The sequence below is a fragment of the Phaeobacter sp. SYSU ZJ3003 genome (assembly GCF_041300735.1).
GTDB lineage: Bacteria > Pseudomonadota > Alphaproteobacteria > Rhodobacterales > Rhodobacteraceae > Phycobacter > Phycobacter gallaeciensis_A.
This window is the reverse complement of record NZ_PXNU01000157.1, coordinates 1-835: the sequence shown is the minus strand read 5'-3', so window position 1 is coordinate 835 and position 835 is coordinate 1. Positions and strand designations below refer to the sequence as shown.

Sequence of the window (835 nt, the reverse complement as noted above, 5' to 3'; positions counted from 1 at the left end):
TAGGGTCAGGATGCATTGATTTCGGTCTCGCTGCATGATTCACGGCTCCGAAAAGGAGTGGTGATATGAGTGATCTTTTCTGGCTGACCGATGAGCAGATGGGCAAACTTGCGCCTTTCTTCCCGAAGTCGCACGGCAAGCCAAGGGTCGATGACAGACGGGTGTTGAGTGGGATTATCTTCATCAATCGCAATGGCTTGCGCTGGCGGGATGCGCCGCGAGAATATGGCCCTCATAAAACGCTCTACAGTCGCTGGAAGCGTTGGAGCGACAAGGGCATCTTCGCCCGGATGATGGCCGGACTGGCGGCGGAACACGGTGAGAAGACGACCGTAATGATCGACGCGACATACCTGAAGGCCCACCGAACAGCGACCAGCATGGCCGCCAAAAAGGGGGGCGTGGCCGCCTGATCGGACGAACCAAAGGCGGCATGAACACCAAGCTGCACGCCATCTGCGACAGCAAGGGGCGACCAATCGACCTATTCGTTACCGCCGGACAGGTGAGCGATTACATCGGCGCAAGGGCCCTGCTGCGCGGCCTGCCAAAGGTCAAATGGCTGCTCGGGGATCGCGGCTATGATGCTGATTGGTTCAGAGAAGCGTTACAGGACAAGGGGATATGCGCCTGCATCCCAGGCCGGAAGAAACGCAAGACGCCGGTCAAATACGACAAGCGCAGATACAAGCGTCGCAACCGGATCGAGATCATGTTCGGTAGGCTTAAGGATTGGAGGCGTGTCGCGACCCGTTATGACCGCTGCCCCAAGGTGTTTCTCTCTGCCATCGCGCTCGCGGCTCTCGTCATCTTTTGGTTATGAATCCTGACCCTA

Annotated in this window: 1 protein-coding gene; it reads left to right on the top strand. The window is 57.6% G+C overall.

All coding sequences use genetic code 11. The annotated features are described in order from the left end of the window. Positions 1–65: 65 nt before the first annotated feature. Positions 66–823 (top strand): IS5 family transposase gene (locus C6W91_RS21200; protein ID WP_370571618.1). Its coding sequence is split into 2 segments (ribosomal slippage): positions 66–390 and positions 390–823, totalling 759 coding nucleotides; the frame shifts between segments, so codons are not numbered across the junction. The last annotated feature ends 12 nt before the right edge of the window (positions 824–835 follow it).